The 21530-nt window shown below is 46.3% G+C and carries 20 protein-coding genes; 10 read left to right on the top strand and 10 right to left on the bottom strand.

From position 1 onward, the window contains the following. Positions 1-14: 14 nt before the first annotated feature. Complete coding sequence (gene pspA / locus LSG34_RS16305) at positions 15-683, bottom strand: phage shock protein PspA (RefSeq protein ID WP_233010167.1); 669 nt, start codon at positions 681-683, stop codon at positions 15-17. 183 nt (positions 684-866) lie between these two features. Here pspA and pspF point away from each other — a divergent pair, with 183 nt between their 5' ends. Genes pspF through LSG34_RS16275 form a run of 6 tightly spaced genes read left to right on the top strand, consistent with a single transcriptional unit; the run spans position 867 to position 7232 of the window. Further along, positions 867-1949 (top strand): phage shock protein operon transcriptional activator, encoded by a 1083-nt coding sequence (gene pspF / locus LSG34_RS16300; RefSeq protein WP_233010166.1) that lies wholly within the window; start codon positions 867-869, stop codon positions 1947-1949. Next, positions 1946-3562, top strand: coding sequence for an ABC transporter substrate-binding protein SapA (sapA, locus tag LSG34_RS16295; RefSeq protein WP_233010165.1), 1617 nt, complete (start codon positions 1946-1948; stop codon positions 3560-3562). The genes pspF and sapA overlap by 4 nt, the downstream gene beginning before the upstream one ends. Beyond that, entirely contained in the window at positions 3559-4578 is a 1020-nt protein-coding gene (locus LSG34_RS16290; RefSeq protein WP_233010164.1) for an ABC transporter permease, read from the top strand. Before sapA ends, LSG34_RS16290 begins: the two co-directional genes overlap by 4 nt. A 1-nt stretch (position 4579) precedes the next feature. Further along, entirely contained in the window at positions 4580-5473 is an 894-nt protein-coding gene (locus LSG34_RS16285) for an ABC transporter permease subunit (protein ID WP_233010163.1), read from the top strand. Continuing rightward, positions 5473-6465, top strand: coding sequence for a peptide ABC transporter ATP-binding protein (locus tag LSG34_RS16280; RefSeq protein ID WP_233010162.1), 993 nt, complete (start codon positions 5473-5475; stop codon positions 6463-6465). Before LSG34_RS16285 ends, LSG34_RS16280 begins: the two co-directional genes overlap by 1 nt. Further along, the gene (locus LSG34_RS16275; protein WP_233010161.1) at positions 6462-7232 is read left to right on the top strand and encodes an ATP-binding cassette domain-containing protein; all 771 of its coding nucleotides are present in this window, start codon (positions 6462-6464) and stop codon (positions 7230-7232) included. Before LSG34_RS16280 ends, LSG34_RS16275 begins: the two co-directional genes overlap by 4 nt. Before the next feature lie 86 nt (positions 7233-7318). On the opposite strand, the gene LSG34_RS16270 is transcribed toward LSG34_RS16275, so the two are convergent. From LSG34_RS16270 to tig, 6 genes are all read right to left on the bottom strand, one after another. Continuing rightward, the gene (locus tag LSG34_RS16270; RefSeq protein ID WP_233010160.1) at positions 7319-9232 is read right to left on the bottom strand and encodes a SurA N-terminal domain-containing protein; all 1914 of its coding nucleotides are present in this window, start codon (positions 9230-9232) and stop codon (positions 7319-7321) included. Positions 9233-9421: 189 nt separating this feature from the next. Beyond that, positions 9422-9694, bottom strand: a complete 273-nt coding sequence (hupB, locus tag LSG34_RS16265; RefSeq protein ID WP_008898812.1) for a nucleoid-associated protein HU-beta — start codon at positions 9692-9694, stop codon at positions 9422-9424. Positions 9695-9903: 209 nt separating this feature from the next. Continuing rightward, entirely contained in the window at positions 9904-12300 is a 2397-nt protein-coding gene (lon, locus tag LSG34_RS16260) for an endopeptidase La (protein ID WP_233010159.1), read from the bottom strand. 151 nt (positions 12301-12451) lie between these two features. Next, on the bottom strand, positions 12452-13726 hold the full coding sequence (gene clpX / locus LSG34_RS16255; protein WP_233010158.1) for an ATP-dependent protease ATP-binding subunit ClpX: 1275 nt from the start codon (positions 13724-13726) through the stop codon (positions 12452-12454). Between the two features lie 65 nt (positions 13727-13791). Next, positions 13792-14415, bottom strand: a complete 624-nt coding sequence (clpP, locus tag LSG34_RS16250) for an ATP-dependent Clp endopeptidase proteolytic subunit ClpP (protein ID WP_301331808.1) — start codon at positions 14413-14415, stop codon at positions 13792-13794. A gap of 117 nt (positions 14416-14532) precedes the next feature. Beyond that, positions 14533-15843 (bottom strand): trigger factor, encoded by a 1311-nt coding sequence (gene tig / locus LSG34_RS16245; RefSeq protein ID WP_233010157.1) that lies wholly within the window; start codon positions 15841-15843, stop codon positions 14533-14535. 332 nt (positions 15844-16175) lie between these two features. Between tig and LSG34_RS16240 the strand changes: the two genes are divergently transcribed. The 4 genes from LSG34_RS16240 to sugE all read left to right on the top strand — a co-directional run bounded on the left by LSG34_RS16240 (position 16176) and on the right by sugE (position 18937). Further along, positions 16176-16898, top strand: coding sequence for a DUF969 domain-containing protein (locus LSG34_RS16240; protein ID WP_233010156.1), 723 nt, complete (start codon positions 16176-16178; stop codon positions 16896-16898). Continuing rightward, positions 16891-17829 (top strand): DUF979 domain-containing protein, encoded by a 939-nt coding sequence (locus LSG34_RS16235; protein ID WP_233010155.1) that lies wholly within the window; start codon positions 16891-16893, stop codon positions 17827-17829. Before LSG34_RS16240 ends, LSG34_RS16235 begins: the two co-directional genes overlap by 8 nt. A 12-nt stretch (positions 17830-17841) precedes the next feature. Beyond that, positions 17842-18486 carry a pyroglutamyl-peptidase I gene (pcp, locus tag LSG34_RS16230; RefSeq protein ID WP_233010154.1) on the top strand — a complete coding sequence of 215 codons (645 nt, stop codon included), beginning with the start codon at positions 17842-17844 and terminating at the stop codon, positions 18484-18486. A 136-nt stretch (positions 18487-18622) separates the two neighbouring features. After that, the gene (sugE, locus tag LSG34_RS16225) at positions 18623-18937 is read left to right on the top strand and encodes a quaternary ammonium compound efflux SMR transporter SugE (RefSeq protein ID WP_233010153.1); all 315 of its coding nucleotides are present in this window, start codon (positions 18623-18625) and stop codon (positions 18935-18937) included. A gap of 47 nt (positions 18938-18984) precedes the next feature. Here the strand turns inward: sugE and LSG34_RS16220 are convergent, their stop codons facing one another. The 3 genes from LSG34_RS16220 to LSG34_RS16210 are packed head-to-tail and all read right to left on the bottom strand — an operon-like array spanning position 18985 to position 21373. Beyond that, positions 18985-20526, bottom strand: coding sequence for a cation:proton antiporter family protein (locus LSG34_RS16220; RefSeq protein ID WP_233010152.1), 1542 nt, complete (start codon positions 20524-20526; stop codon positions 18985-18987). A 20-nt stretch (positions 20527-20546) separates the two neighbouring features. Next, positions 20547-21125: an MgtC/SapB family protein gene (locus tag LSG34_RS16215; protein WP_233010151.1), complete on the bottom strand. Its 579-nt coding sequence runs from the start codon at positions 21123-21125 to the stop codon at positions 20547-20549. Further along, the gene (locus LSG34_RS16210) at positions 21122-21373 is read right to left on the bottom strand and encodes a DUF1289 domain-containing protein (protein WP_233010150.1); all 252 of its coding nucleotides are present in this window, start codon (positions 21371-21373) and stop codon (positions 21122-21124) included. Before LSG34_RS16210 ends, LSG34_RS16215 begins: the two co-directional genes overlap by 4 nt. Positions 21374-21530 lie beyond the last annotated feature (157 nt).

Here is a 21530-nt window from a genome sequence, read left to right as displayed (position 1 = left end):
AAAACGCCTGATAATCAGGCGTTATCTTTTTTAGACATTTTAGCTTTTAATTCAGCCAGTTCGTTATCGATTTTCTCAGATGATGCAAGTTCTGCAAACTCATCTTTTAAGGTCTTTTTGCCTAAATCGTACGATTCAACCTGAGCTTCCAGCGAATCGATTTTTTGCTCATAACGTTCAAACTTGTACATGGCGTCGTTTAAACGGTTGCTGTCTAAAGTACGCTTTACATCCAAACGGGATGACACAGTTTTCTGGCGCATCAGCATGGCTTTCTGACGGGCTTTCGCATCCGCTAACTTATCCTGCAGCTGGCCCACTTCGTCCTGTAACTTGCTGACATGCTCGTCTAAATGAGTAATGTCGGCAGCTACTGCTGCAGCCTGGTCGGCAGCTTTCTGACGTTCAATCAGAGCGGCACGGGCTAAGTCTTCACGTTCTTTGCTTAAAGCCAGTTCAGCTTTCGCCTGCCAATCGGCTACTTCAGCTTCTAATTTGGACACTACACGTTGCAGTTCTTTTTTCTCTGCAATGGTTTTAGCTGAGGTAGAACGTACTTCAACCAAAGTGTCTTCCATTTCCTGAATAATCAGGCGGACCATTTTTTCCGGATCTTCTGCTTTATCTAATAAAGCATTGATGTTGGAGTTTACGATATCTGAAAAGCGAGAGAAGATACCCATAATGTTTTACCTCTAAATGACTTGTTGGATTCGCTATTACCTATTCAGGTTTCTTGCCAACTTGCCAAAGTATTTTAAACCATTGTTTTATATGAATTTTATTTATATACCAAAAAAGCTATGCCAAGTTCACGTTATGAAATACACTACTTATTAGTTAATTTCACCACTTCGTGAATCCAGATGAGCAGAAGTTTTCAGCAAGATAATTTAATAGGCCAATCCAACAGCTTTTTAAACGTATTGGATCAGGTTTCTCAAATCGCACCTTTGCACAAACCTGTGCTGATCATTGGAGAAAGGGGCACAGGTAAAGAGCTGATCGCAGCCCGTCTACATTACCTGTCTCAGCGCTGGGATCAAAATTATTTAACGCTCAACTGTGCTGCGTTGAACGAAAATCTTCTGGAAAGTGAACTATTTGGCCACGAAGCAGGCGCTTTTACCGGTGCAGCGAAACGTCACGAAGGCCGCTTTGAGCGGGCTAACGGCGGCACCTTATTTTTAGATGAATTGGCGAACACCCCTGCGATGGTGCAGGAGAAGTTATTGCGGGTCATTGAATACGGCGAGTTCGAACGGGTCGGTGGTAGTCGCTCGGTGAAAGTGGATGTGCGTTTAATTTGCGCTACCAACGAAGACTTACCTTCGATGGCTGAACTGGGTGAATTTCGTGCCGACTTACTCGACCGGCTGGCCTTTGACGTGATCACCTTGCCTCCTATGCGGGAAAGGCAGGAAGACATTCTGGTACTGGCCGAGCATTTTGCCGTCAATATGGCGCGTGAACTGGGGTTTGAACTTTTTAGTGGTTTCAGCGAAAAAGCCAAACGTATCCTGCTGGAGCACGAATGGCCAGGTAATGTGCGGGAGCTGAAAAACGTGGTAGAACGCAGTGTGTACCGCACCAATAACCCTTATGTGCCAGTGCATCATATTCAGCTTGACCCTTTTGAGTCACCATTTCGGCCCAGAACCCGGGTTCGTACTTTAGACCGCAGACCACAGCCAGACAAAGCAGTGGTAGCGTCCAGAGAGCAAAGCAGCGATAATCCGCCCGTTTCAGTAAAGGCAGCATCAGCTTTTGATTTTAATCAGGTACAGGATTTCAAGGTTTTGTCAGAAAACTTTGAAATGGATTTGATAAAACAAGCACTTGCAGCCAGCCAATTCAATCAGAAGAAAACCGCTGAAGCATTGAATCTGACCTATCATCAGTTACGTGGTTATATGAAAAAGTACAAACTGCTGGACAGCCAACAATGATCAAAGCCTTATTGAGCCTGATGGTCCCCTGTGGCTCTGTGCTGATACTCAGTGCCTGCCAGCCTGATATTCCTGAAACTATTCAGCAAGGTATGGTGTATTGCTCTGAAGGCTCTCCTGAGAGTTTTAACCCACAACGGGTCACCTCAGGCACTACTATTGATGCTATTAGTCAGCAACTTTATGACCGCCTGCTGGATATAGATCCACTCACTGGTGAGCTTTTGCCTGCTCTGGCCACAGCATGGCGTTTAAGTGAGGATGGCAAAACCTACTGGTTCACCCTGCGTTCTGATGTGCAATTTCACCACACTGCGTTTTTCTCTCCGGCCAGGCCACTGAATACCAAGGATGTGACTTTTACTTTTAACCGCATTTTGCAAACCGATCATCCTTACCATCAAGTCGGTGGGGCAAACTATCCGTATTTTCAGAGTGTCGATTGGGGCTCTTTGGTTAAAGCTGTTGTGGCTGAAAACAGCACTACAATACGCTTTGAACTGACCCGTCCTGATAGCTCATTTTTATCCAATCTGGCCACAGATTTTGCCGCCATTTTATCTGCTGAATATGCAGAACAACTGCTGCAGCAAGGCACACCTGAGCTGTTGGATCAACGCCCTGTAGGCACAGGCCCGTTTTTCTTCAAAGAGTATAAAAAAGATCAGTTTATTCGCTATTACCGTCACCCGGAGTACTGGCGTGGTAAAACCGAACTGACTCAACTGGTCTTTGACTTAGTGCCGGATAATGCCAAGCGTATGGCCAAACTACTGACCCATGAATGTGATGTAGTGGCTTATCCTCGCAACGCCGAGCTCAAGCTGATTGCAGAGCGGCCAGATGTAGAAGTGCAAAGCCAAACCAGTATGAACGTGGGGTTCTGGGCTTTTAATACCAAAAAACCTCCTTTTGATAACGTGCTGGTACGAAAAGCGCTGGCTTATGCCATCAATAAAGACGCCATTCTGGATGCGGTCTATTTTGGTTATGCCGACAAAGCAAAAACCTTACTTCCGCCGACATCCTGGGCCTTTTACCATGATTTACCTGAACAACAATACGACCCGGTGAAAGCCAAAGAGCTGTTGGCACAAGCCGGTTATCCAAACGGCTTTCGTATGGATATCTGGGCTATGCCAGTGCAACGTTTATACAACCCGAACGCGCTAAAAATGGCGGAACTGATGCAGGCAGATTTAGCCAAAATCGGTGTACGCGCTTCTGTGGTTTCTTTTGAATGGAACAGCTTCAGGCGCAAACTTTCAGAATTTGAACATGATTCAGTATTGATTGGCTGGTCAGCGGACAATGCCGATCCGGATAACTTCTTCCGCCCACTGTTAAGTTGCAGTGCTGCTGAGTCTGGCAGCAACAGAGCCAACTGGTGCGATCCTAACTTTGATACTCTGATTAATCAGGCATTACTGACGGCAGATGTGAAACAAAGGCGCAGTTTTTATTTAACAGCTCAGCTGTATCTTGATGAACAAATGCCTTTGGTCAGTATTGCGCATTCCAAACGTTTTCAGGCCAAAAGTGTCAAAGTAACTGGAGTAACCATTAACCCATACGGCGGTATTTCAATGGCTGCAGCGAGAAAGTCCTTATGATGCTGCATTACTTCTTACGCCGTGCTTTTTTAATAGGCTTTGTTTTTGTTGCCCTGACAGTACTGGCCTTTAGCTTAAGTTACCTGTTTCCAGGTGATGTGCTGACCAACGTTTCGGGACTGACCAACATTCAACCGGAACAGCAGCAAAGCTTAATTCAGTATTATGCTTTGGATCAGTCACTGCTACAGCAGTACATAGCTTATGTGAATCGCATACTGGATGGTGAATGGGGCTTGTCATTCTCCAGCCAACAACCTGTTTTATCTGAAATTATCGCGGTTTTTCCAGCCACATTGGAACTGGCAAGTTACGCGCTGATTTTATCTTTTGTGTTGGGAATTCCTCTGGGATTGTTTGCCGCAGTCAAAGCCGACAGTTTTTTTGGCAAGCTGATCTCAGGGGTTACACTGGTGGCTTATTCCATCCCTATTTTCTGGTGGGCGCTGCTGCTTATCATGTTGTTTTCGCTGACACTTGGTGTATTACCCACTGCGGGTCGTATTAATGTGTTATTCGATATCCCGACCACTACAGGTTTTATGTTGCCGGATATCTGGCTGTCCGATATCAGCTATAAATCTGAAGCCACACAGGATGCTCTGCGGCACCTGTTATTACCCGCCATAGTGCTGGCGACCTACCCAACCACTGTGATGATCCGTTTTACCCGCGATTCGATGTTGGCCGTGCTGGAGCAAAGTTATATTAAAACAGCGCGGGCCAAAGGCTTAAGCCGCACTCAGGTGCTGTATCACCACGGTCTGCGTAATGCGTTATTGCCGGTGATACGCCAGATTGGTTTGCAGTTCAGCACCTTGATTACCCTTGCGATGATCACCGAAGTGATCTTTTCCTGGCCAGGCATAGGCCAGTGGCTGCTGGACAGTATTTATCAGCGTAATTATCCGGCTATTCAGGGTGGTTTATTGGTGGTGTCCTGTTTAGTGATAGTAGTAAATATGCTGACTGAAATTCTGCATACCTTGTTTAATCCACTGGCCAGGAAAGCATAAAATGAGAAAATTCCGGCTGTATTTTGAGGAACATAACCGCGGACCTTTAACTCAGCTGTGGCAGCAATTCCAGCGCCAGCACGCCGCTGTTTTGGGTTTAGTGATGTTTTCATTTTTTCTGCTGCTGACATTATTGGCTCCACTGATCACACCTCACAATCCCTATTTGCAAAACCCGGATCTGCTGCTGCTGGCGCCGTCCTGGAGTGACCAGGGTTTAGTGCAATACCCTTTTGGTACTGATGATTTAGGCCGTGATTTAATGTCGCGCCTGATGAAAGGTGCCACTTATACTTTTGGTATTGCATTGGTTACTGTGATTGGTTCTTTGCTGATGGGTCTGGCCTTAGGCGCTATGGCAGGCATGAGCAAAGGAGTTAAATCCAGTATTTTTAACCATGTGCTGGATTTAGCATTAACCATCCCTTCCCTGCTGTTGGCGATCATTATAGTGGCGGTGTTAGGCCCTGGCCTGTGGAATACCACCTGGGCGATCATGCTGGCGCTGTTACCGCAGTTTGTGCACGGTATTCGTAATGCGATACAAGACACCTTAAAACAGGATTATGTGGCGGCCTACCGGCTGGATGGCGCCTCGAACTGGCAGGTATTACGTTATGCGGTTCTGCCAAATATCTGGGAGCATTTAACAGTCATGGCGACCATGGCACTCTCTACCGCTATTCTGGATATAGCAGCCTTAGGCTTTTTAGGTTTAGGTGCTCAGGCACCGACCTCCGAATGGGGCGTGATGATTGCAGATGCACTGGATTTAATTTATCTGGCACCATGGGCCATAGCGCTGCCAGGGATTTTAGTCTTTGCTGCGGTACTGTCGGTGAATCTGGTGGGTGATGGCTTGCGCACAGCGATGAAAAAGCGGCGGGAAAACTGATGATTCTGCTCGATATAAAAAATATGACGATAGAGCTGGAAACTCCGGAAGGCTTAATTCGCGCTGTAGACAGAGTCAATCTGACCATACGTGAAGGCGAAATTCGCGGTTTAGTCGGCGAATCCGGTTCAGGAAAAAGTTTAATCGCCAAAGCCATAGTGGGCGTGCTGAATAAAAGATGGCATATCACAGCCGATCGTTTCAGTTGGGCTGGTCAGGATTTATTACGTTTATCTTATGAAGAACAGCGCAAAATCATTGGCCGCGATATCGCCATGATTTATCAGGAACCCAGCCGTAGTATGGATCCGACCGCTCCTATTCTGGATCAATTACTTGAAGCCATACCGGATTCTGAGCTGGCTGGCAGCTGGTGGAGCCGTCCTTTTGAACGCCGGAAAAAAGCCATAGCTCTGCTGCATAAAGTGGGCATTCGCGACCATCAGGCTATTTTTAACTCTTACCCTTATCAGTTGCCTGAAGGGGTTTGTCAGAAAATCATGATCGCCATGGCCATTGCGAAAAAGCCAAAACTTCTGATTGCCGATGAACCTACTACTGCGCTGGAAAGCACCACTCAGGCACAGTTATTCCGTTTGTTGGCCAGCTTTAATCAGCTCAAAGGCATGTCGATTTTATTAATAAGCCACGAGCTGGAAACTGTTGCCCGCAATACTCAAACTTTAAGTGTGCTCTATTGTGGTCAGTTGGTGGAAGCCGGTGAAACCGCAGCTATTTTGAAGCAGCCTTTCCATCCTTATACAGACGCGCTGATTAAAAGCGTGCCTGAATTTCAGCCGGAGCTTGCCAGTAAACAGCCACTTTATGCGATGCATGGCAGTATTCCTACCTTGCAGCATTTACCTATAGGCTGTCGTTTAGGCCCACGTTGCCCTAATGCCCGCAAGGAATGTGTTAAAACACCTGTGCTGGAACGCCTGCAAAATCACTATTTCAGTTGTCATTTTCCGCTGCAGGGTAAAAAGCTATGACCACCCCATTGCTGGAGATCCGGCAGCTGTATAAAAGTTATCAGAAAGCCCAAGGTATCTTTGGCCGTAAAACCATTCAGGCACTGTCTGACGTCAGTTTTAGCCTTTACCCTGGCCAAACTCTGGCTATTGTTGGTGAAACCGGCTCAGGCAAAAGCACGCTGGCAAAATTGCTGGTGGGTATAGAAAAACCAGATAGCGGTGAAATCTTACTGGAAGGTCAGGCTGTGACTATCAGTGACTATAAGAAATATAATCACGTCATTCGTTACATCTTTCAGGATCCAGCACGCTCATTGAACCCCCATCAGAAAGTAGGACAAATGCTGGATGATGTATTGCGGTACAGCACACTACTGGATGAAGAACAACGTCAGGATAAAATTCATCAAACCTTACAGCAACTGGGTTTAATGGAAGAACACGCCGACTACTACCCTCATATGTTCTCAGGGGGGCAATTACAGCGTGTAGCGCTCGCCAGAGCCCTTATTATGGACCCGAAGCTGCTGATACTGGACGAAGCTTTAACAGCGCTGGACCCATCGCTGCGGGCCCAGATCGTGAACTTACTGCTGGAGTTGCAAAAGAACACTGGCTTATCTTATCTGCTGATCACCAACCACCTGCGGTTGGTGCGGCATATCAGTGACAGCATGCTGGTATTGCATCAAGGCAAAGCGCTGGATTACGGCCTCACTCATGAAGTATTTAGCAACCCGCAGCATGACTACAGCAGAAAATTAATTAAAAGCGCACAAAGCTGAAAACAGCCAGGTCAGACTTAAACATTAGCCATAAAAAAACCAACCCGCAGGTTGGTTTTTTGTTTTCAGGCGAACGAATACGAAGATTATTCGTCGACTGTCGCTGCAGGCAGTGAACGGGTAATTTCAGCATTGGCTTTTAATGCAGCCAATACAGCACCAAAACTACTTTGCGCTTTCTGATCAGCAAACTGCTGTAACTGTTCAACCGGAGGCTTGGTTGTTACTTCAGTATCAGTTACTTTCGTTACTGCAACCAAAGCAGCATCACCACTGGCCAGATTTAACATAGCCACAGTCGCAGGTTGAGCTTCTGTAGGTTTTGCCAGTTCAAAAGCTTTAGTGCGGATGTCTGAGTCGACATCACCACCAAAACGAGTCACAGCGGCCTTAGTTTCCAGAGTCAGATTCGCTGCGGCAACAACATCAGCTAAAGACTTGCCTGCAACCACTTCAGCTAATAAAGCTTCGGCTTTTGCTTTGGCTAACTCAGAGCTCTTAGTTGCAACAACAGCGGCTTGCACCTGTGCTTTTACTTCTTCAAGCTTTTTCGTAGTTTCAGGTTGATGAGCATTCACGCGCACTACCACTACATGTTGCGGAGCCACTTCAATCACATCACTGTTCACACCAGCACTGATAAAGTCTTCAGAGAACAAAGTTTCCAGCACTTTTGGCGCAGTTAACTCAGCAGGAGCTGCAGAGCGACTGAAGGCTGGTACTGACACAACTTTAGTGCCTACAGCTTCTGCAGCTTCTTGCAGGCTGTCAGCAATTTCAAAACTCTTCTCGCCTAACAGTTGTTGCAGCTCAGCAAACTTCTCAGCCGCTTTTTCTTCTTTCACTGTCGCCAGAATTTGCTCTTTTACATCAGCAAAAGCTTTGGTTGAACCAGGCTGAACTTCAGTCAGTTTAATGATGTGGTAACCGAACTCTGTTTTCACTACAGGGCTGATATCACCAGCTTTAGCCAGGGCATAGGCTGCTTTTTCAAATTCAGCATCCATCACGCCTTTTTCGATAAAATCTAAATCACCGCCTTTTTCTGCAGAAAAAGTATCAGCCGATTCTTTTTTTGCCAGTTCAGCAAAATCAGCGCCTTGCTGTAACTGCGCAGCTAAAGCGTCGGCCTTGGCTTTGATTTCAGCATTGTCTTCAGCAGACTCCAACAGAATGTGCGACACACGACGACGCTCTTCAGTTTGGTAACGAGCCTGATTGGCATCGTAATAAGCTTGCAGATCGGCATCAGCAACCACAACAGACTTGGCTATATCAGCAGCAGTTAACTGCACATAATCCACAGACACTGTTTCTGGTGACACAAACTGATTGGTGTTGCTTTGATAATAGTCCTGCAGCAGTTGATCATTAATTTCAACAGCAGAGGCAAAATCGGCAGCTTTTAACACGGCGTACTGAATATCACGGCTTTGTTGTTGTAATTTAGACAACAACTGCATTTCAGACACTGTTGCAAATTCTGAACCCGCTAAACCAACCACTAACTGGTTCGCTGACATTTGCGCACGCAAATAATCACGGAATTGATTTGGCTCATAGCCATTTTGACGCAGCAGCGCTATATAACGGTCATTGTTAAACACACCCTCTACCTGAAATTCAGGCATAGCACGGATAGTGTCACGCAACGTATCATCGCTGACCATCAGATCCAGTTGACTAACTAATTGACGTTGTAACTGTTCGTCTATCAGCTTTTCCAGCACTGAATTGCGGAAGTTGCTCATATAGTTGGTGTCAGCCGACAGCATGCCAAACATTTCACCAAATTGCTGTTGCATTCTGGCTCTTTCGTTTTGGTAGGCTGTATCAAACTGAACTTTGGTTATTTCATCACCGTTGACTGTGGCAACAGGAACTTCACTGGTGTTGCCAAGATAACTGCCAACCCCGGCTAAAGCGAACGTCAGGATCACAAAGCCAAGAATGACCTTGGCGATCATACCCTGCGAACCATCTCTGATCTTTTCTAACATTGTATCTACGTCTCTTTTGGCAACTTTTGGTTGTCTTAAAAAAAAAGCGCATCTTAGCAGATACGCCTTTTTCATAAAAGCTGTGGCAGCGTCAGGCTTAATGCGTTTTGCTTTTCTCCGCCTGTATCATGATGACTTGGGCAGAACCATCAGCTTCATAGGCCTGACTGTAATAGCCAGGCGTTCAGCTTAGTTTACGCTGTCTTTCAGCGCTTTACCTGGCTTGAACGAAGGAATTTTCGCAGAAGCGATTTGGATAGTTTCACCAGTTTGTGGATTACGGCCTGAACGTGCAGCGCGCTCGCGAACTGCAAATGTACCAAAACCAACTAAGGCTACTGAATCGCCTTCCTTAAGAGCCTCAGTAACAGCGTCGATGAACGCGTCCAGAGAACGACCAGCTGCCGCTTTAGAAATATCTGCACCAGCAGCGATTTTGTCGATAAGTTGAGACTTGTTCACAATATCATCCCCTTCAATTGTTATTATTTTCAACAACTACAGTAAATTTGCTTTGTCGTAGTAGCGAGTTTGTTATATCAAGCCTGATGTAGGCTTGCAAGCACAAAACGACGCACTACAAAAATTTCTGTTAGGCCACAACCCTTGCTGGGCAAGGGCTGCGTCGAAACTGCCCATAACTTAACACAGCCAGAGCAATTGAAAAGCCCCTAAGCCGGATTTTTTACGCTTTTTTTGCTTTTTGCTGGATTTTTTTCCACTTCCAGCACCGACATGCCTGTTGGCGGCTCTTGCAGAGCCAATTCCAGCACCTCGTCAATCCATTTTACTGCACGAATTTCAATGTCACCTTTCACATTATCCGGGATATCTTTTAAGTCCCGAACGTTGTCATGAGGGATTAAAACCCGTTTGATACCACCACGGTGTGCAGCGAGCAGCTTCTCTTTCAGGCCACCTATAGGCAGAACTTCACCACGTAAGGTAATTTCACCTGTCATAGCTACATCAGCCCGCACCGGGTTGCCTGTTAAGCTGGACACCAGCGCAGTCACCATCGCTATACCAGCGCTTGGACCGTCTTTCGGAGTAGCACCTTCAGGCACGTGCACGTGAATGTCACGTTTCTCATAGAAATCTTCGTTGATACGCAGTTTCTCAGCACGGCTTCGAACCACAGTCATGGCAGCCTGAATCGACTCTTTCATCACATCGCCCAAAGAGCCTGTGTACGTCAGTTTGCCTTTACCTACTACAGCGGCAGCTTCAATCGTCAGTAAATCACCACCAACAGAAGTCCAGGCTAAACCTGTCACCTGACCGATGCGGTTGCTGTCTTCGGCTTTACCGTAGTCAAAACGTTGTACGCCTAAGAAATCTTCCAGATTGTCCTGATTAATCACAACTTTCTTCAGATCTTTACCCAGCAGAATGTTTTTCACTGCTTTGCGGCATAACTTGGAGATTTCACGCTCTAAGTTACGCACACCGGCTTCACGGGTGTAATAACGGATAATGCCGACTATAGCGCTGTCTTCAATCTCAATTTCGTGAGGTTTTAAGCCATTGCGTTCAATCTGTTTATTGATCAGATGCTGCTTGGAAATATTCAGCTTCTCATCTTCGGTGTAACCCGCTAAACGAATCACTTCCATCCGATCCAATAAAGCCGCTGGAATATTTAAGCTATTCGATGTGGCGAAGAACATCACGTCGGATAAGTCGTAGTCCACTTCCAGATAGTGATCACTGAAAGAGGTGTTTTGCTCCGGGTCCAGGACCTCAAGCAAAGCCGCTGCCGGATCACCGCGGAAATCTGATGCCATTTTGTCAATTTCATCCAACAGGAACAGTGGGTTACGAACCCCAACTTTCGCCATTTTCTGGATGATTTTGCCTGGCATAGAGCCAATGTAAGTGCGTCTGTGACCACGGATTTCCGCTTCGTCACGCACGCCACCTAAGGCCATACGTACATATTTACGGCCTGTTGCTTTAGCAACAGACATACCCAGTGAAGTTTTACCTACACCTGGCGGTCCGACTAAACATAAAATCGGGCCTTTTAATTTGTTGACGCGCTGCTGCACTGCCAGATATTCCAGAATGCGTTCTTTGACTTTATCCAGACCATAGTGGTCCGAGTCCAGAATACGTTCTGCGCCTGCCAGGTCTTTTTTCACCTTGCTGCGTTTTTTCCATGGCACATTGGTCAGCCAGTCGATATAACTGCGCACCACTGTGGCTTCAGCCGACATAGGTGACATCATTTTTAATTTTTGCAGTTCAGCTGTCGCTTTAGTGCGGGCTTCTTCCGGCATTTGCGCCTGTTCGATTTTCTTCGACAGGGTTTCGAACTCATCCGGTGTATCTTCCAGCTCACCCAGTTCACGCTGAATGGCTTTCATTTGCTCATTCAGGTAATACTCGCGCTGGCTTTTTTCCATCTGCTTTTTAACACGGCTGCGGATACGGCGTTCCACTTGCAGAATGTCGATTTCGCTTTCCATCATTGCCATCAGGAACTCTAAACGTTCCGTCACATCAATGATTTCTAATACCTTCTGCTTGTCGTCGACTTTTAATGGCATATGAGCAGCCATGGTATCAGCCAGACGTGCAGCGTCATCTATGCCAGAAAGTGCCGTCAGCACCTCAGGTGGGATTTTTTTATTCAGCTTGATGTAACCTTCAAACTGATTCACTGCAGAGCGCAGAATCACTTCCTGCTCGCGGCTGTCCATTTCCGGTGTCGGAATTAAATCAACATAAGCGGCGAAGGTATCTTCTGTGTCGGTAAATTCTACCAGTTGAGCACGCTTGCCCCCTTCCACCAGCACTTTGACCGTGCCATCAGGAAGCTTGAGCAATTGCAAAATAGTGGCGACAGTACCAACCTGATACAGATCAGTATCTTTAGGGTCGTCCAGCGTGGCGTCTTTTTGCGCAACTAAAAAGATTTGTTTCTCTTTTTCCATCGCGGCATCCAGGCATTTGATGGATTTAGCCCGGCCAACGAACAGCGGGATCACCATATGCGGATAAACGACCACGTCTCTTAATGCCAATACAGGCATATGCAAACGTTCAGTCTTTGCTACTGTCATGAAATCTCTCTCGAATTATTTACTGCAGGTGACATGATTCAACAGTATATGGGGGCTGTTTATGTCACTTCAATGAGTTAGCAAAAAATTTGGACTTCTAAAATGGGGTCAGATCACATTTATGTTGGGTGATGTGATCTGACCTTTTTACTTACTGAGAAGCAGCAGCTTCCACAGTCTCATAGATTAATATCGGCTGAGACTCACCGCGGATCACTGTCTCGTCAATCACAACTTTGCTGACATGCTCCATAGACGGTAAATCGTACATGGTATCCAGCAAGACGTTTTCGACGATAGAACGCAGACCACGGGCACCGGTTTTACGTTCCATGGCTTTTTGCGCTATGGCTTTAAGCGCATCTTCACGGAATTCCAGCTCCACATTTTCCATCTGGAATAAGGCACCAAACTGTTTAACCAATGCGTTTTTCGGCTCACTTAAGATTTGCATTAATGCAGCTAAATCCAGCTCAGTTAAAGTCGCAACCACTGGCAGACGACCAATAAACTCTGGGATTAAACCGTATTTAACTAAATCTTCAGGTTCCACATCTTTAAAGCTTTCTGTCAGAGTACGGCTTTGTGACGTTGCACGTACTTCAGCACCAAAACCTATGCCCGAACCTTTAGCACAACGCTGTTCAATGACTTTATCCAGCCCAGCAAAAGCGCCACCACAGATAAACAGAATTTTTGAGGTATCGACCTGTAAAAATTCCTGCTGAGGATGCTTACGGCCACCTTGAGGCGGAACTGAAGCCACAGTGCCTTCAATCAGTTTCAGCAGTGCCTGCTGTACACCTTCACCTGAAACGTCACGGGTAATAGATGGATTGTCAGACTTGCGTGAAATTTTGTCGATTTCGTCGATATAGACAATGCCACGCTGGGCTTTTTCTACATCGTAATCGCATTTCTGCAGTAACTTCTGGATGATGTTTTCAACATCTTCACCGACATAACCCGCTTCAGTTAAGGTGGTGGCATCAGCCATAGTAAATGGCACATCCAGCAAACGGGCTAAGGTTTCGGCCAATAAAGTTTTACCGCTACCTGTAGGGCCTATCAGCAGAATATTACTTTTGCTCAGCTCAACGTCCTGTTTATGCTGCATGCTGCGTAAACGTTTGTAGTGGTTGTAGACCGCTACCGCCAGAACTTTTTTCGCATGCTCCTGCCCTATGACATAGTCATCCAGGTGAGCACGGATCTCTTTTGGCACCGGCAATTTATTGCTGTCGCGTTTTGGCGAAATATCTTTAATTTCTTCGCGAATAATATCGTTGCACAAATCAACACATTCATCACAGATATAGACCTGTGGGCCTGCAATCAGTTTGCGCACTTCATGTTGTGATTTGCCGCAAAAAGAGCAATACAACAACTTGCTGCTTTTCTCGCCATCAGAGCGATGATCAGACATGTAACTTCCTCTTCCACTACATAGGGATGGCCGGCTTCGCGCCCTTCACCACCCCTGAATTAAACTTACTTCGCATCCCTTTGAGTTAATATGGCATCGATTAGGCCATATTCCAAGGCTTGCTGTGCACTTAAGAAGTTATCACGCTCTGTATCTTTACAAACCTGTTCATACGTCTTGTCACAATGCTCTGCCATCAAACGGTTTAATTTCTCTTTGATAGACAGAATTTCACGGGCATGAATTTCAAAATCTGTGGCCTGGCCCTGGAAACCACCTAATGGTTGGTGGATCATCACACGGGCATTGGGTAAGCAGTAACGCTTGCCTTTGGTACCACCAGATAATAAGAACGCGCCCATGCTGCAGGCCTGACCCACACAAACTGTGGCGATATTTGGCTTGATATACTTCATGGTGTCGTAAATCGACATGCCCGCTGTTACAGAACCGCCCGGTGAGTTGATATAGATATAAATATCTTTCTCCGGATTTTCAGATTCTAAAAATAACAGCTGAGCGACGATCAGATTGGCCATATGGTCTTCGACCTGACCGGTTAAAAAAATCACCCGTTCTTTTAATAAGCGTGAATAAATATCAAAAGAGCGCTCACCCTTAGCGGTTTGTTCAATAACGATAGGAACTAAGGCATTCACTAACTCATTCATTCTCGGCTCAAATGCCATAATGCGATTTCCTTCATTGAAAAGAGGGGGCGGTTTATAGCCGGAGGCTATAAATGAAAATGGCCCGAACTATGATGTTCGAGCCATTAAAACTGCCTGACAAACAGATGTCAAATCTTAGTTTGCAGCTTGTGGATTCATGATCTCATCAAACTTGGCTTTTTCTTCTGTTACTTTCGCTTTGGTCAGAACCAGGTCAATCGCCTGCTCTTCTAAAGCAACATTACGCATGCCTTGTAACAATTCTTTGTTGCTGTTGTAGTACTGGATCACTTCTTGTGGATCTTCGTACGCAGAAGCCACAGTTTCAATCAGAGACTGAACACGGGCATCTTCAACTTGCAGGCTGTTTGTTTTGATCACTTCACCTAATAACAGACCTACTTTAACGCGGTCTTTGGCTTGTTCAGTGAACAGAGCAGCTGGCAGTTCTGGTAACTGTTTTGGATCCAGGTTGTTGCCAAAACGCTGTAACGCCTGACGACGTAACACATCGATTTCGCTTTCGATCAGAGCTTGTGGCACTTCAACTTCGTGAGTGGCTAACAAACCTTTGATCACCTGATCTTTTACACGGGCTTTGATGCTGTTGTTCAGCTCACGCTCCATGTTCTTTTTCACTTCAACTTTTAACGCATCAACAGTAGCTTCAGCCAGACCGAACAGTTTAGCGAACTCGTCGTTTACTTCTGGTAATTGTTGAGCTTCAACTGCTTTCACAGTCACAGCAAAGCTGGCTGCTTTGCCTTTTAAGTTTTCAGCGTGGTATTCAGCAGGGAAAGTTACTTCAACAGTCACTTCTTCGCCGGCTTTTTTACCAATGATACCGTCTTCAAAACCTGGGATCATACGACCCTGACCTAATTCTAACGTGAAGTCAGAGGCTTTGCCGCCTTCGAACTCTTCACCATCGATAGAACCGACGAAATCGATGATCACGCGGTCACCTGAAGCTGCTGCAGCTTCAGTTTTTGCCCATGTTGCATGTTGCTTACGCAAAGTGCCTAACATGGTCTCTAAGTCATCAGCAGTGATTTCAACTACTGGCTTAGTCACTTCAATTTTGTCCAGAGCGTTCAGTTGAACTTCCGGATACACTTCGAAGGTTGCTGCGAATTCTAAGTCTTTGCCTTCAGCCAGTTGGCCTGGAGCGAAAGTAGGAGCGCCAGCAGGAGTCAATTTGTTCGCAATGATGGCCTGATAGAAATGGTTTTGCATCTGACGTGAAGCCACGTCTTGTAATACAGACAGACCAAACATTTTTTTGATCATGGCAACAGGCGCTTTACCTGGACGGAAACCATCAACACGACGGTTTTTAGCAATCTGTTTTAATTCTTTGTCAACTTCAGTGCTGATTGCAGCAGCTGGAACAGTAATGGTCAAACGGCGTTCTAAACCCTGTGTGGTTTCAACAGAAACTTGCATCTTGTTACCTCAAAATCAAATCGGGCGTCTGACTACGCCATCTCTTCGCTTGTCCGGCTTATGCTTTAGGGCGCACAATCCAGACCTGTTATATAGGACGCGGCATTATAGCGAGGGTTTTTCGCCGAGTCGAGCTTTTGATACAACATCAGATACGACGCGGCTTAGAGGCCTAATTTCACTTCATTTTTTAGTGTAAAGACGAGTCGTTCGAAAGAAAAAACAACAAAGGGCAAGCATCGCTTTTCCAATGATTTTTAGCGTTTTGCTCTCGCCTTGGCCCCCCATTTTGTGTAGCAATAGACTTCGATCACAAAAACAACAGGATTTTTATGCCCGATTTCAGCCTTTGGCCTTTGCTTGGCATCGCCGTCGTGATGCTTGGTTTTTTATTGAAATTTAACCCTGTGCTGGTGGTGACAGTGGCGGCATTTGCCACAGGCATGGCGGTAAAAATGCCTATTCTGAGCTGGCTTGAATCTTTGGGCACAGCCTTTTTAAAAACCCGTAATTTGCCACTTATATTGCTATTGCCTTTGGCCGTCATTGGTCTTTTAGAGCGCCATGGCCTGCGCGAAAAAGCCCAAAGCTGGATACAACAGATTAAAGCCGCTACGACAGGGCGTTTGCTCCTGGTGTATCTGGCTCTTCGCGAAAGTACAGCTGCTGCTGGCTTGACAAGTTTGGGTGGTCATCCGCAAATGGTGCGGCCTTTACTCTCTCCTATGGCGGAAGCGGCTTTTGAGCAAAAACACCAAAGCCTGCCGGATAAAATTAAATACAAAATCCGTGCTATGTCGGCTGCGACCGACAATATAGGGCTGTTTTTTGGTGAAGATATTTTTGTCGCTTTTGGCGCCATTATTTTAATGCATACGTTTTTACGGGAATCCGGTATTGAGACCGACCCCTTGCATATCGCGCTCTGGGGTATTCCAACCGCCATAGCTGCTTTTTTAATTCACGGCACCCGTTTAATCCGATTTGACGCCTATCTGTCCCGCCAACTCAAACATGAATTGAAGCAAGAACAGCAGGAGCAGCGCCATGATTAGTATGACTCTGCTGTATTACGTGGCTGCGTTACTGTTTTTTGCTGTGGCTTTTTTTAGTTTCAATGACAAAAGATACAGCAGCGCTTTGTTCTGGTTCAGTTATGGCCTGATTTTCTTATTAGGCGATTTTATGCCACCAGCTCTGGTCGGTGCTTTAGTGGTGCTGATGGCTTTAGTGGCAGGTTTGGGTGGTGTCAAAGGTGGTGTGTATCAGACGCTGGAACTGCAACAACGGCTGGATTCAGTCAAACGTCTTGGCAATAAATTATTTATCCCAGCCTTGATGATCCCTTTGCTTACGGTATTTTCAGCTTTGGTTCTGGTGCATATTCAGGGCGATGGCTGGTCTTTGCTGGATCCAAAAAATGCCACCTTATCGGCTTTAGGCTTAGCAGCTTTTTTTGCTGTACTGGCCGCTTTGTATTTAACCAAAGAAAAACCGCAACAAGCCTTAAAAGAGTCCTCACGTTTAATCGAAGCCATTGGCTGGGCCTTTTTATTACCTCAGTTACTGGCCACTTTGGGTTTGTTATTTAATCAGGCCGGTGTAGGTGAAACCGTATCGCAGCTGACGACTTTGTATTTAAATTTAAATCATCCTTTGCTGGCAGTGACTTGTTATGCCATAGGTATGGCCTTATTTACTGTCATTATGGGTAATGCTTTTGCTGCTTTTCCGGTGATCACCGCTGGTATTGGTATTCCGCTGTTAGTGCTGCAGCATGGCGGCGACCCGGCCATTATGGCGGCTATAGGCATGTTTTGCGGCTATTGTGGCACTCTGCTCACCCCTATGGCGGCGAACTTTAATATAGTGCCTGCAGCACTTTTGGAGCTGCCGGATAAAAATGCAGTCATTAAAGCTCAGGCGCCTACCGCCTTATTGCTGCTAGGCGTCAATATAGTGCTGATGTATCTGTTAATGTTTTAAGCTGGAGCACACATGCAAACTATTTTACTGACAGGCTTTGAGCCTTTTGGTGGCGAACAAAGCAATCCGTCCTGGCTCGCCGTGCAGCAATTGGATGGTTATCAACTGGACGATGAAGTGCAGATCGTCAGCCGGCAACTCTCTTGTGTCTTTGAAAAAAGCCAGATTGAACTTCAAACTGCTATCGCTGAATTAAAACCTGTGCTGGTGTTGGCTGTAGGTCAGGCAGGTGGTCGTACTGAACTTTGTTTAGAAAAAGTAGCTATTAATTTTATCGACGCCCGTATTGCCGATAATGCCGGAACGCAACCTTTAGGTGAGCCCGTTGTTGCTGAAGGACCCACAGCCTATTTCACCACCTTGCCAATCAAAGCTATGGTCAATAGCCTGAAGCAACAAGGTATACCAGCAGCAGTGTCATACACCGCTGGTACTTACGTCTGCAATACCGTGTTTTACGCATTGATGCACCAGTTAAAAGATAAACCCAAAGTGCGGGCTGGTTTTTTACATATCCCTTATGCGCCTGAACAAGCCATTGGTAAAGCCGTGGCTTCTATGCCTGTGGACATGGTAGTGCGCGCCTTAAAACTTTGTTTGCCTGTGGCACTACGAAGCACTGAAGATTTCCAGATAGCTGCCGGCACACTCGACTAGAGTTCATCCTATAGCTTGCCTTAAAGCGCCGGCTTGGTTAAAATTGCTGCGCTTTTTCTGCTTTGGCCAGTTGGGACGACCTGACTGAGCATCTATGTCCCGGGGACGACCCCAACTTCATAAACTGGAATACCTTATGAACTGGTTATTGCTTGTTGTGGCTGGCTTATTGGAAGTCGGTTGGGCTGTGGGTTTAAAATACACTGAAGGTTTTACCCGATTCTGGCCGTCGGTCTGGACTTTGGGTGCTATGTTGCTAAGTATCACAATGCTCGGACTTGCGATGCGCGATTTGCCCGTGGGTACTGCTTATGCGGTCTGGACTGGCATAGGTGCGGTTGGCACTGTGATAGTCGGAATTTACTTGTTAGGTGACCCGGCTACCGCAGGACGTCTGATCAGTATTGGCTTGATCTTATTAGGTATTATCGGCTTAAAACTCAGCTCTTAACTTGCAGTTGTTAAATAGAGGGGGCACTGCGGTGCCCCGCTAAAAAGTTAAAGCGTAATATGCTGACGTACCCGTTCACCTAAACCCACACCAGCTTCTGACATCGTCAGATAGGTATGATCAGCGCCCGCCTCCAGAATAGCGGCGGCTTCATCTTTGTGCATACTGTGCGAGACGATTAAACCAGAAAAACCCGCTTGCCGCAGCTTTTTGGTCGCTATCACTTTAGCTTCGACATCATTTAAACAAAGCACTACAGCTTTAATGCCACCCAATGTTAAGCCCTGCCAGAATACCTGATCCTCTGCATCCGCAAACAGCACATTGTTACCTTTGTCCTGATGATCAGCCACTTTGGCTGGGTCTGAATCTAATGCCACCAAATGGCATTTATGCTCCAGATACTGATAGGCAGCGGAACCCGTGCGTCCCATGCCCATAATCAGTACTTCAGCATAGCCCAAAGACACAGGCTGCTCGTCAGGGTGATGAATATCCCGTTCAAACGGAATAAGCCGATGAGCTAAACGTTCATACAAAGGGTGAGCAAAGCGGTTTAACGGAGCTGATACCACAAAAGATAAAGCTACAGTTAAAGCAAGCGGAATAAGGAATTGTGGCATCACGCTGGCAGCGACAATGAGCGCAAACTCGCTGTAATTACTCAGCACTAAACCGGATAAAAAGGCACTACGGGCCCTTAATCTGAATACCACTAACAGCGCAAAAAATAGCACAGCTTTAAAAGGCAACAATACTGTCATCAGAGCCGCAAAAAGCCAGGCTTGTTGATCAGGCAAACCACCTAACCCTATTTGCAGGAAAAAGCCGACCAGAAAAAACTCTTTTAAACCCCATAAGGTTTTAGATAACTCCCCAGCTCTGTTGTGTCCTGCCAGCAAAGCACCAAATACCAAAGCTCCTAGTTCAGAGCTCAAGCCTATGGCGTGAAATCCTGAACCGCCTAGTACCACAGCAAGCAGTACACCAAATAAAATCTGCAAGTCGTCATGGCCTGTTAAATCCATTAGCTTGTACAGCAGTGGTCTTAGTAAGGGGACCAACAGCACCAACAAGGCAAAAGGCGATGGCGTAATACCCTGAGTAAAACTCAGTAGCCCCATCGCTATTAAATCCTGCATAACCAGAATGCCTATAGCGACACGACCATGGAAAGCCCGAATTTCACGTTTACCTTCCAGCACTTTGGCCGCCAGTACTGTGCTGGAAAACGCCAAAGCTGCCGAGAGCATTAAGGCGTAATACCAATCGGGTTCAAAAGTCAGATAGATGATAGGGGTATAAAGCAAGGCTGAGCTGGCAAAATGCGCCAGACCGCCCCCCAAAACTTCAGGTTTACCTAAACTGCGGATATTGAGTTTTAAACCTACGGTAAATAACAGCAACAACACGCCTAAATGCGCAACATGGGCAATAATGGCATTGCCTTCTTTAGGTAAATTAAGTTCTGCCGCTGAGGCTGTGATCATAAAACCCGCAGCCAAATAACCAATTAAAGGCGGCAAGCCAATTAAGCGCACCAACAAACCTAAACTAAAAGCAAAACCTATCCATACCGCTTCTAACATAACAATCCTGTATTTATAATTTATTGTTTGCCTTGATCAGGTTCTGTTTCCGACAGTTCATGACTATCACCTGCACTATCCCCTGCTTTACGGGCAATCCAGTCTTTGGTTGTTCTGTGTACACCACGACGCAAAGCCGCGCTGGCATTTTCCAGTGTATCCACCCCTGTTAATACCCCGACAACTACTACTGATAACCAAATAGCCACCTGATAATGACCTAACCCCGTGGCAACGCCTATAGCGGCAAGCACCCAAATAGTGGCGGCAGACGTGACCCCCACAACTATGCCTTCACGGGTCAGCATGACACCAGCACCAAGAAAACCAATACCTGTCACCACCTGACCGATAATACGGCTAGGGTCTGTCACGACTTGCCCCATCAAACGGCTGGGGTCGACCACTGAATGGCCTAAAGGCAAGGACAAAGCAACAAATAAATAAGTGCCTAAAGTGATCAGAATAGAAGTACGGATCCCTGCAGGTTTACCCCGCAGTTGCCGCTCTAACCCAACAATACTTCCCGCTAACAAGGTGACGCCTATGGCTTGCCAGGATAAAGGACTGATATCAAACCAGGCAGGATCGAGCATCATACTGTACCTCCGGCCATTAACTTTTCAGCGTTACGAGCTCTGGCAGCTTTCCACTCGGCTTCAGTCATAGGCACAGTTTCACCTAAACTGCGGGCGACCGCTTTACGCTGTTCAATACACAACGCAATGTGCTGATATTGCTCCGGCGTTTTTTTACGCCAGTCGACAATTTCATCCATATGGCGGTAACAACCGACACAAATTTTATCTTCGTTCAGCCTGCAACAGGCGACACAAGGAGATTCCACTTCAGCTCCGGCTTTTTATTCTAACTCACTCCAGTGTAACCATTTTTTGATGCGGGCCAAAGTTTTACTCCAAAGTAAAGTCATCAGTCCGAAATGTAGGGCCTTTAACCGCAGTTTTGCTTGTGAGACTTTACCCTGCTTTGGCTTTATGGCAGCG

Origin of the sequence: Rheinheimera faecalis (assembly GCF_021290965.1) — a bacterium.
Taxonomy (GTDB): Bacteria; Pseudomonadota; Gammaproteobacteria; order Enterobacterales; family Alteromonadaceae; genus Pararheinheimera; species Pararheinheimera faecalis.
This window is presented reverse-complemented; position numbering and strand designations above follow the sequence as displayed.

Coding starts and splice junctions, on each gene's coding strand:
- pspA (WP_233010167.1), bottom strand. CDS start 683: ATGGGTATCTTCTCTCGCTTTTCAGATATCGTAAACTCCAACATCAAT.
- pspF (WP_233010166.1), top strand. CDS start 867: ATGAGCAGAAGTTTTCAGCAAGATAATTTAATAGGCCAATCCAACAGC.
- sapA (WP_233010165.1), top strand. CDS start 1,946: ATGATCAAAGCCTTATTGAGCCTGATGGTCCCCTGTGGCTCTGTGCTG.
- LSG34_RS16290 (WP_233010164.1), top strand. CDS start 3,559: ATGATGCTGCATTACTTCTTACGCCGTGCTTTTTTAATAGGCTTTGTT.
- LSG34_RS16285 (WP_233010163.1), top strand. CDS start 4,580: ATGAGAAAATTCCGGCTGTATTTTGAGGAACATAACCGCGGACCTTTA.
- LSG34_RS16280 (WP_233010162.1), top strand. CDS start 5,473: ATGATTCTGCTCGATATAAAAAATATGACGATAGAGCTGGAAACTCCG.
- LSG34_RS16275 (WP_233010161.1), top strand. CDS start 6,462: ATGACCACCCCATTGCTGGAGATCCGGCAGCTGTATAAAAGTTATCAG.
- LSG34_RS16270 (WP_233010160.1), bottom strand. CDS start 9,232: ATGTTAGAAAAGATCAGAGATGGTTCGCAGGGTATGATCGCCAAGGTC.
- lon (WP_233010159.1), bottom strand. CDS start 12,300: ATGACAGTAGCAAAGACTGAACGTTTGCATATGCCTGTATTGGCATTA.
- clpX (WP_233010158.1), bottom strand. CDS start 13,726: ATGTCTGATCATCGCTCTGATGGCGAGAAAAGCAGCAAGTTGTTGTAT.
- clpP (WP_301331808.1), bottom strand. CDS start 14,415: ATGGCATTTGAGCCGAGAATGAATGAGTTAGTGAATGCCTTAGTTCCT.
- tig (WP_233010157.1), bottom strand. CDS start 15,843: ATGCAAGTTTCTGTTGAAACCACACAGGGTTTAGAACGCCGTTTGACC.
- LSG34_RS16240 (WP_233010156.1), top strand. CDS start 16,176: ATGCCCGATTTCAGCCTTTGGCCTTTGCTTGGCATCGCCGTCGTGATG.
- LSG34_RS16235 (WP_233010155.1), top strand. CDS start 16,891: ATGATTAGTATGACTCTGCTGTATTACGTGGCTGCGTTACTGTTTTTT.
- pcp (WP_233010154.1), top strand. CDS start 17,842: ATGCAAACTATTTTACTGACAGGCTTTGAGCCTTTTGGTGGCGAACAA.
- sugE (WP_233010153.1), top strand. CDS start 18,623: ATGAACTGGTTATTGCTTGTTGTGGCTGGCTTATTGGAAGTCGGTTGG.
- LSG34_RS16220 (WP_233010152.1), bottom strand. CDS start 20,526: ATGTTAGAAGCGGTATGGATAGGTTTTGCTTTTAGTTTAGGTTTGTTG.
- LSG34_RS16215 (WP_233010151.1), bottom strand. CDS start 21,125: ATGATGCTCGATCCTGCCTGGTTTGATATCAGTCCTTTATCCTGGCAA.